The sequence below is a fragment of the Paenibacillus sp. Root444D2 genome (assembly GCF_001426375.1).
Lineage (GTDB): Bacteria > Bacillota > Bacilli > Paenibacillales > NBRC-103111 > Paenibacillus_E.
The window spans coordinates 19,389-28,069 of the sequence record NZ_LMEO01000033.1 but is presented as its reverse complement, the minus strand read 5'-3'; the positions used below and the strand labels follow the sequence as shown (position 1 = coordinate 28,069).

At 43.3% G+C, this 8,681-nt stretch carries 9 protein-coding genes; 6 read left to right on the top strand and 3 right to left on the bottom strand.

Annotation, left to right across the window (positions count from 1 at the left end):
* Nucleotides 1-544 precede the first annotated feature (544 nt).
* Both ASD40_RS18470 and msrB read left to right on the top strand, forming a co-directional pair.
* Nucleotides 545-1,477 carry a manganese-dependent inorganic pyrophosphatase gene (locus ASD40_RS18470; RefSeq protein WP_029198317.1) on the top strand — a complete coding sequence of 311 codons (933 nt, stop codon included), beginning with the start codon at nucleotides 545-547 and terminating at the stop codon, nucleotides 1,475-1,477.
* 108 nt (nucleotides 1,478-1,585) lie between these two features.
* Nucleotides 1,586-2,569 carry a peptide-methionine (R)-S-oxide reductase MsrB gene (gene msrB / locus ASD40_RS18465; protein WP_057304648.1) on the top strand — a complete coding sequence of 328 codons (984 nt, stop codon included), beginning with the start codon at nucleotides 1,586-1,588 and terminating at the stop codon, nucleotides 2,567-2,569.
* 69 nt (nucleotides 2,570-2,638) lie between these two features.
* Here msrB and ASD40_RS18460 read toward each other — a convergent pair whose 3' ends face one another.
* Together ASD40_RS18460 and ASD40_RS18455 are read right to left on the bottom strand one after the other, a co-directional pair.
* Nucleotides 2,639-2,860: a hypothetical protein gene (locus ASD40_RS18460; protein ID WP_057304647.1), complete on the bottom strand. Its 222-nt coding sequence runs from the start codon at nucleotides 2,858-2,860 to the stop codon at nucleotides 2,639-2,641.
* 77 nt (nucleotides 2,861-2,937) lie between these two features.
* A complete protein-coding gene (locus ASD40_RS18455; protein ID WP_057304646.1) occupies nucleotides 2,938-3,828 on the bottom strand; it encodes a cation diffusion facilitator family transporter in 891 nt (296 codons plus the stop codon).
* Between the two features lie 236 nt (nucleotides 3,829-4,064).
* Here ASD40_RS18455 and ASD40_RS18450 point away from each other — a divergent pair, with 236 nt between their 5' ends.
* The 3 genes from ASD40_RS18450 to ASD40_RS18440 all read left to right on the top strand — a co-directional run bounded on the left by ASD40_RS18450 (nucleotide 4,065) and on the right by ASD40_RS18440 (nucleotide 6,171).
* Nucleotides 4,065-4,706, top strand: coding sequence for a hypothetical protein (locus ASD40_RS18450; RefSeq protein ID WP_057304645.1), 642 nt, complete (start codon nucleotides 4,065-4,067; stop codon nucleotides 4,704-4,706).
* 31 nt (nucleotides 4,707-4,737) lie between these two features.
* Entirely contained in the window at nucleotides 4,738-5,007 is a 270-nt protein-coding gene (locus ASD40_RS18445; RefSeq protein ID WP_057304644.1) for an HPr family phosphocarrier protein, read from the top strand.
* Nucleotides 5,008-5,136: 129 nt separating this feature from the next.
* Complete coding sequence (locus ASD40_RS18440; protein ID WP_057304643.1) at nucleotides 5,137-6,171, top strand: Gfo/Idh/MocA family protein; 1,035 nt, start codon at nucleotides 5,137-5,139, stop codon at nucleotides 6,169-6,171.
* A gap of 254 nt (nucleotides 6,172-6,425) precedes the next feature.
* On the opposite strand, the gene ASD40_RS18435 is transcribed toward ASD40_RS18440, so the two are convergent.
* Nucleotides 6,426-7,322 carry a YitT family protein gene (locus ASD40_RS18435; protein WP_057304642.1) on the bottom strand — a complete coding sequence of 299 codons (897 nt, stop codon included), beginning with the start codon at nucleotides 7,320-7,322 and terminating at the stop codon, nucleotides 6,426-6,428.
* Between the two features lie 654 nt (nucleotides 7,323-7,976).
* On the opposite strand from ASD40_RS18435, the gene ASD40_RS18425 reads away from it, so the two are divergent.
* Nucleotides 7,977-8,672 carry a class I SAM-dependent methyltransferase gene (locus tag ASD40_RS18425; protein ID WP_057304640.1) on the top strand — a complete coding sequence of 232 codons (696 nt, stop codon included), beginning with the start codon at nucleotides 7,977-7,979 and terminating at the stop codon, nucleotides 8,670-8,672.
* The last annotated feature ends 9 nt before the right edge of the window (nucleotides 8,673-8,681 follow it).

The following is an 8,681-nucleotide window of genomic DNA, read 5'->3' as shown; positions in this document are numbered from 1 at the left end:
GAAAAATGAAGTAAAGCCGTTTAAACTCGCAATTTAATAAGTAATCTGTTGCTTTAGTCGACTAGTGTCCAGTATTAGGGGGTTAGACCGAATTTAGCCTCATTTCCTTTCATGGAGCTACTTTTGGGCAAAAGTGTTGTATTTTATGCAACAATCGAGTGCTTTTCGCGGTTATTCTTGCTTGTTGTTGTACAAAATACAACAACATGAACCAAGTATTACTGAAGAACCAAACATATTTTGACCTAAACATTACTTGAACTGAACCAAACATTGCTTAAATTAGATTTAGCACCTTTTTTCAGGTTAATCAAAAATAAGTTAGCAATATGACTTGCTAAATATCAATCTAAAAACACATCCCAAAAGACAACATAAGCCGTTTACCCTGGGATCATTAGGTCTTACCAGATCAATTTCAATCCATTTTTTTAATTCACACTAAAGCTTTTGGTTTAGTAATGGAATTACCGAGATTTTTTAGTATAATCGTAAATAGAGATGATAAGCTCTAACTACACTATTTCGGTTAAGGAGTCGTACAATGTCAAAAACACTAATTTTCGGACATAAAAATCCGGACACTGATTCAATCACATCAGCAATTGCTTATGCTGCACTAAAAACGAAATTAGGTCAAGAGGTTGAGGCTGTTCGTCTAGGCAGTGTGAATGGTGAAACGCAATATGCATTGGATACTTTTAAAGTTGCTGCGCCTCGTCAAGTTGAGACTGTTGCGAATGAAGCAGCTAATGTCATCTTGGTTGACCATGTTGAGCGTCAACAAAGTGCTACAGACATCGATCAAGTACGCGTTGTGGAAGTCATTGACCACCACCGTATTGCTAACTTCGAGACTAGCCACCCGCTTTACTACCGCGCAGAGCCGGTTGGTTGCACAGCAACCATCCTCAATAAATTGTACAAAGAAAACGGAGTTTCTATCGACAAAGACATCGCAGGTTTGATGCTTTCAGCTATCATTTCGGATTCCTTGTTGTTCAAATCCCCGACTTGCACGGAGCAAGATGTTGCCGCTGCTCGCGAACTTGCTGCTATTGCTGGTGTAGACGCTGAGACTTATGGTCTGGAAATGTTGAAAGCCGGAGCAGATCTAAGTGATAAAACAGTTGCACAATTGATTTCTTTGGACGCTAAAGAATTCCAAATGGGCAGCTACAAAGCAGAAATCGCACAAGTGAATGCAGTTGATGTAAATGATGTTCTTTCCCAGCAAGCTGAGATTGAATCCGCGCTCAATGCCATCATCGCTGAGAAAAACCTGGACTTGTTCTTGTTTGTTGTTACAGACATTCTTAACAATGATTCCGTTGGTCTTGCTCTTGGACGCAAAGCAGATGCTGTGGAGAAAGCATACAATGTAACGCTTGTAGACAACAAAGCGCTGCTCAAAGGCGTTGTTTCACGTAAATCTCAAATCGTTCCTGTTCTTACGGATATCTTCAATAACCTGTAAGATTCAGCTTTATTGCGAGGACACCGTTCTGAATGAACGGTGTCTTTTGGTTGTTTGCTCATATTTTGGTATGATAGAAGGGAAAAGAAAGGAAGAGGTGAAGTTGAGATGGTTGATAACGTTCAGCAAAGCAATTATGAAAAGGCAACTTTTGCTGGTGGATGCTTCTGGTGTATGGTTACACCATTTGAGGAACTGCCAGGTATTATATCTGTAGTGTCAGGTTATATTGGCGGTCACACAAGCAATCCGACTTACAAGGAAGTATGCTCGGAGACAACAGGTCATGCAGAAGCCGTTCAAATTACATTTGACCCCGAACTATATCCATATGATAAATTACTTGATACATTTTGGCGTCAGATTGATCCCACTGATGCAGGAGGTCAGTTCCATGACCGCGGATCGTCTTATCGGACTGGCATTTTTGCCCATAGTGACGAGCAGAAAGAGAAAGCGGAAGCTTCCAAGCAAGCACTTCAGGATAGCGGTCGATTCGACCGGCCTATCGTGACGGAGATTGTTCGGATTGATGCTGAAGCTTTTTACCCAGGGGAAGATTACCATCAGGACTATCATCACAAAAATCCGCAGCATTATAAGGCCTACCGCAAAGGATCAGGACGTGATTCCTATATTGAAAAGCATTGGAACACAGCCCAGGATAAAGCAGAACGTAAGCAAAAATTAACACCGATTCAATTTGAGGTAACGCAAAACAATGGGACTGAGCGGCCATTTGAGAATGAGTTCTGGGACTCTCATGAGAAAGGCCTGTATGTGGACATCGTTTCAGGCGAGCCGTTATTCAGCTCCTACGACAAATTTGATTCAGGTTGTGGTTGGCCTAGTTTCACGAAACCGGTATTCGAAGGCAGTGTGAAAGAGAAAGCAGATCATAGTCATCTCATGATACGTACAGAGGTGCGAAGTCATGAAGCGGATTCCCACTTAGGCCACGTGTTTAATGATGGCCCAGGGCCTAATGGTCTTAGATATTGCATTAATTCGGCTGCACTTCGTTTTATTCCGATATCCGACCTGGAGAAGGAAGGGTATGGTGCTTATCTTCGTTTTTTTGAAGAGAGATAAGACCTTTCAGGTGAGATATACAAAAAAGACGCTAATCAGGATCAAGATCCTGGCTAGCGTCTTTTTGAGCTACATGGATGTACGGTTTACTACATAGATAATCAGTGCAAGCACTCCAAGGGCAATAGCAAACACATAGAACAACGTAAGTCGAGACCAATTGCCTTTGGTTTTGTTATCATATTCGGGATTGCCTTCTTTATTTGCTCGGGAGTGACCAATGATCACTGTAAATAAGACTGCCGCTATCAAAATGACTGAGAAGATTAAATAATAAGCATTGCTTGACATTACAGCACCGCTTTCTGTTTTTTTTCAAGTTGTTGAGCCTATTATAAACTTATTTTTATTAAATGAAAAATGGACAGTCATTCTTTGTACCATGGATTCAAATGGATGAGGACTTCATCTACATCACCATGCTGTTCCATAATGGATTTCTTGATAGCGCGGGAGATATCATGACCTTGTTGGATCGTGAGCTCCCCTGGAATCGCAACTCTGGCATCAACTAAAATGTAATGACCGTGTTCCCTTGCACGAATACGATCAATTCGTTTTACCTGTGGAACCGCTTGGATTAACTGTGTATACTGGTGCAGCTTTTGGTGATCCACTGTTTTCTCCATCAAGACATCAAAGGCTTCCTTGCCCATTTCCACGGCTAATTTCAAAACCAATAATGAAACGATAATTCCCGCCGCTGCATCTCCGTAGGATAACCAGTGTATGTTATAAGTTTTACCAACAAAGGCCAATCCAATTCCAATAACTGCCGCCAGTGAGGCATAGACATCGGCAAGGTGATCCTTGGCTGTTGCAATTAGCCCCTTACTATTCGTTCTGCTGCCAATCCGCATCGTATATACATAGAGGACGTATTTCCAAACCATAGACACAGCTGCTGCAATAAAGGCAATTAAGCTAGGTGTTAGAGGATCGTGGAAAAATGCGGTTGTCGAATGATAAGCGATATAAATGGCAGCTAGCGCAAGGATAAAAGCTACAAATCCAGAACCCAACACCTCTGCTTTGCCATGGCCATAGGGATGGTCTTCATCGGCTGGAAGTTTGGAAATTTGCATTGCACTAAGTGCAGCGATCGTGGCGATAATATCACCTGCGTTATGAACCCCGTCAGCTAATAAAACCTCACTATGAAACAGCAAACCAATGACGATTTTCATGATGGTGAGAATGATATTGCTGATTAAGGATAGCCATATCGCCCAAACTGATGATTTGTTGTCGTTGTTCATCAATGATGACCTCCTACAGAAGTGTTTCCCCAAGGAAAAAAAATCCCTTGACCAAGGGTCAAGGGATTAGCTTCATTTTTATATGGGAATCTAGCAAATTATAATAGGACATGTTCAACACTTCACTTTACACAAATATCTTTGTATAATACCACACATAGCAGCAATTAACAAATCATGTTTCCATCGTCTACACGTAGGTAGAAACAAGATGGAAGGGGAGCAGAAAAAGTTCTATGTTAAAGCCTTGGTTGATTGAAATAGAACACCAATTGCTCCCGGAATTGGAGCTTTACAGTAAACAACCCTACGACCCAATTGTTGTACACTATATACCTAAGCCATGGAAACTTGTTGGTTCTGGTAATTATGCAGCTGTACTTGCGCATCCGGATTACCCTGAGATCGTTGTTAAAGTATATGCGCCAGGCAGACCGGGAATTGGAGAGGAAAAGGAAGTATATAAACGACTTGGGAAACATCCCGCATTTTCAGAATGCTTGCATGCAGGGGATCATTATTTGGTATTGCGACGTTTGACTGGAGTTACGTTATACAAATGCTTACATCGAGGGATTCCGATTCCACGCCAAGTCATTACAGACATAGATGAAGCACTCGCTTACGCAGTTAGCAGGGGCCTAAATCCTCATGACGTACATGGAAAAAATGTAATGATGAAAGATGGCAGAGGATTAGTGGTCGATGTGTCTGACTTTATGAAAATCGAATATTGTCCCATGTGGGATGATCTCAAAAATGCTTATGATCGTTTCTATTATCCGTGGGTCCGTAAAATGCCCTTTCCCGACTTTGCCTTGAATGTTGTTCGGAGAAGCTATCGTAAATGGAAGAAATACCGCAGAAAGAGCAAGTGAACCGAAATTTATATAAAAGGTAGGTTTGTTTATGAGAGTACATGAATTTGAGATCCATTCAGATTTACAACGAGCCGATTTATCGGCCATTTCTTCAAAGTCTTCTCATTTTATATCCGATATTACAATAGATTTTGAGTTTGACCATAAGCACCACACTGTGGATGTGAAAAGCCTACTGGGCATGCTTCTAGTCCCGATCAAAGCTGGAACAACGCTTCGTTTGCTCACAAAAGGCAAAGATGAGGAAGAGGCCATGCACTTTATGTTTGATTTATTTGCGCCATATCGAGGGGATTAATGACTAGGCACAATATTTGACCCTATTCTCACAAGATTGGATAGAGAATGTCCCTAAGAAAAGGGATAAAATAAAGCGTAACAAGGTAACTATACGCAATTTAGGGATGATATTGGAGGAATGTGCGAGATGGGTAAGTATCACATCGTGGTCGTTGGTTGCGGCAGCATGGCGAATGTATGGGTCGAGTATATGTTAAAACGTGAGGATAGCGACATAGTGGCGCTTGTTGATATTAAGACGGAATTCGCACAAGCCATGGCTGACCGCCATGGTCTTTCCTGCGGCGTCTATACCAATCTGGAGCAAGCTATTCAGGAAAGCGGTGCTAATCTGGTGCTGGACATTACGATTCCGTCCAGCCATTTCCAGGTGTGCGGTACAGCACTCCGGCAGGGATGTGACATCTTCGGTGAGAAGCCGATGGCCGCCACGATGGCTGAAGCGCGGGAGCTAGTGAAGCTGGCGGAGCGGACGGGAAGATCCTTCTCCGTCATGCAGAACCGTCGCTACGACGCGAACATCCGCGCACTGCGGGAAATTATTAACGCGGGCACGATCGGCCGTGTTGGTTATGTCGGCGCCGATTTCTTCTTGGGGCCGCATTTTGGGGGCTTTCGCGAGGCTATGGAAAGCCCGCTCATTCTTGACATGGCGATCCATACCTTCGATCAAGCTCGGTTTATTACTGGGGCAGACCCCGTTTCGGTGTACTGCCAGGAATTCAACCCTCCCGGCTCGTGGTACGCCGGGAATGCCTCTGCGATCTGCATCTATGAGATGTCAGACGGCACTGTGTTCTGTTACCGCGGCTCCTGGTGCGCGGAAGGGGCACCGACCTCTTGGGAGGCGGCTTGGCGTGTGACCGGCGAGCAGGGCACCGCTCTGTGGGACGGAAGCGGCGCACCGTACGCCGAGATCGTCGCTGCCGGCGACCAAGCCGGCAAGTTCATCCGCGACTACACAAGAATGGACGCGGATGTGAACTGGCCCGGCCGCAGCGGCCACGCCGGCTGTCTGGACGAGATGTTCGCGGCGCTGGAAGAAGGCCGCCGCGCGGAGACAGACTGCCGCGACAACATCAAGAGCATGGCGATGGTGCTTGGCGCCCTCGACAGTGCAAAGCTTGGCCAGAAGGTTGATTTGAGGAACTACTGGAACTAGGACGCGGGGGTGCTGAACTGTAAGGTGACAGGGGTAACTTGTTGATTTGCTAATGTCTACGTTTCTCCTGGTTTCCGCAGCAGTTACTCCGGCTATTATAGGATATGCACCACTTCGCTCAACGCTTGGGACAAAGATGTACAGAATTAGCTGCTCCAAGTAATTAAGGCTGCTAAGCGAGTTCATATTGGATGATAAAAGCAAAGAAGAGGTTAAACAGAAAGCTCTGTTTAACCTCTTCTTGCTATTTCCCTTTAATGAATATCTTTCTTTTTAAATCTTCCGCCTTTTACATCATGGATATTGCCTATGGCGAGGAAAGCTTTGGGATCCAATTCGTCCAAGATGGACTTCAGCTTGGCTTCTTCCAGCCGGGTAATGACGCTGAAGATCACTTTCTTGTCATCCCCTGTAAAGGCGCCTTCGCCTTTAAGGTAGGTTACACCACGGCCTAGCCGGGAGGTTATGGTATCCCCAATTTTGTCGGATTCATCGCTGATAATCCAGACGGCTTTGGATTGATCCAAGCCTTCGATGGTGATATCAATCATTTTGAAGGCAATGTAATACGCAATGAGCGAGTACATCGCATGATCCCAACCGAAGACAAAGCCTGCGCTGGCGAGAATAAAGAAGTTGAAGAACATCACGATTTCACCAACGGAGAATGGCGACTTTTTACTAAATACAATAGCTACAATTTCAGTTCCATCGAGTGAACCGCCTGAGCGAATGACTAGTCCTACACCAATACCAAGTATGATTCCACCGAAAACTGCGGCTAACAAAGGATCAATGGTAATCGCTTGTACAGGATGCAGCAGGGAGGTTCCTATGGACATAAGGATAACGGAGAATAAGGTTGACATGGCAAATGTTTTGCCGATTTGTTTGTATCCTAAAAGTAAGAAGGGTAAATTCAAAATAACGAGAAATACGCCTAATGGGATATTCGTCAAATGAGAGACGATGATGGATATCCCTACAACGCCGCCATCAATAATATTGTTGGGGACTAAGAAAATTTCCAAACCAACAGAAAATAAGGCTGATCCGACGATCATGAAAAAAATTCTGCGAATAAATTTAAGGCGGGTTATTTTTTGATGTTGGGAGCGTGCTTGTTCAGCTCCAGCCGATAAGTTTGACATGAAGGGTTCCTCTTTTCCACATTTCATTCAGTTGAGTCTAATGAATAATGAAGGAATGAGGCCCGTGTAACCCGATATGAATTTGAGAAAAGCTAATAACATATCTCTCAACTGTTCCCATATTTTGGATAATAGAAAAATAATAAATACAACAAATACGGTCATTTCATATTGTTTGTCATAATCTTCGTGTCTCTGAATCTGGTCTTCGTGAGCTCGTATTGTTTCTCTTGATGGCGGATGTGCTTGAACAGTTAACACATGGGACGTATTGGATAGAACGATTATATCGGTATCGAAAGAATAGTGGTGTGAAATTGGCGGTGTCAAAGGAAATATGAACAACCCAAGAATGATCCAGACCAAAATCGTCCATTGCCATTTATGTTTAATATGATGCAGGAGCATTCCCTCCAATCATGATTTGCAACCAAATTTGCTTGAATTGTAGCACTTCAGTCCCACTGAGTCAAACCTGAAAGCGGTATCATTTTTATTTTCAATTCATGAGCAGCGTGATAAGATTGGAGTATATTTATGAATTTTGATTTGTAAACGCGCTCATTATTTATCCCTTCTCAAACCTCCTTCTAACGCTTGACCTTAACCTAAGGTTAAGGTTTATTCTTAGGAAAACTTGAAGGAGGAATGAGCATGTCGCGAGATCATAACATTTATAAAAATAACGCAGAAACATACGACCTATTAATTAGTAAGCAGCCCAATTTAGCAAAGGTGATTCATGAGATACGGCCTTATGAGCATTTGGATGTGGTGGACTTAGGGGCAGGGACAGGAAGGCTTTCTATGTTTCTGGCTGCAGATGCGAATTCACTCTGGTGTCTGGATAGTTCCAAGGCCATGCTGAATATGTTAGAAAAAAAGTTAACTACTTCATCCTCTAAGACTAACTGGCGAACGATTGTTTCCGACCATAGAGCGCTGCCAATTGAGGACGCTAGCAAGGATCTCGTCGTAGCTGGGTGGAGCTTATGTTATCTAGCTAGCTCGAATAATGTGGATTGGGAGAATAATTTGAAACAAATGATGTCTGAAATTAGACGCATTCTTAGACCAGATGGTACCGTAATTATTCTCGAGACTTTGGGAACGGGGTTTGCAAAACCGACGAGATATGATTTTTTGGCACCCTATTATCAGATGTTAGAGACTGAATATGGGTTTGAACACACCTCACTAGCCACCGATTATAAGTTCAAAGATGTGAATGAGGCTGTTCAGTTAACCTCGTATTTCTTTGGAGAGGATTTTGGAAATCAAGTAAGGGCAAATAAATGGCATGTGGTACCTGAGTATGCAGGCATATGGTATAAGCACTTAAATTCTTAGTACCAAAAA

What these genes read in the sequence shown, in the direction of transcription:
- ASD40_RS18450 (WP_057304645.1), top strand. Translation starts at nt 4,065, where the DNA reads ATGTTAAAGCCTTGGTTGATTGAAATAGAACACCAATTGCTCCCGGAA.
- ASD40_RS18445 (WP_057304644.1), top strand. Translation starts at nt 4,738, where the DNA reads ATGAGAGTACATGAATTTGAGATCCATTCAGATTTACAACGAGCCGAT.
- ASD40_RS18470 (WP_029198317.1), top strand. Translation starts at nt 545, where the DNA reads ATGTCAAAAACACTAATTTTCGGACATAAAAATCCGGACACTGATTCA.
- ASD40_RS18440 (WP_057304643.1), top strand. Translation starts at nt 5,137, where the DNA reads ATGGGTAAGTATCACATCGTGGTCGTTGGTTGCGGCAGCATGGCGAAT.
- msrB (WP_057304648.1), top strand. Translation starts at nt 1,586, where the DNA reads ATGGTTGATAACGTTCAGCAAAGCAATTATGAAAAGGCAACTTTTGCT.
- ASD40_RS18455 (WP_057304646.1), bottom strand. Translation starts at nt 3,828, where the DNA reads ATGAACAACGACAACAAATCATCAGTTTGGGCGATATGGCTATCCTTA.
- ASD40_RS18460 (WP_057304647.1), bottom strand. Translation starts at nt 2,860, where the DNA reads ATGTCAAGCAATGCTTATTATTTAATCTTCTCAGTCATTTTGATAGCG.
- ASD40_RS18435 (WP_057304642.1), bottom strand. Translation starts at nt 7,322, where the DNA reads ATGTCAAACTTATCGGCTGGAGCTGAACAAGCACGCTCCCAACATCAA.
- ASD40_RS18425 (WP_057304640.1), top strand. Translation starts at nt 7,977, where the DNA reads ATGTCGCGAGATCATAACATTTATAAAAATAACGCAGAAACATACGAC.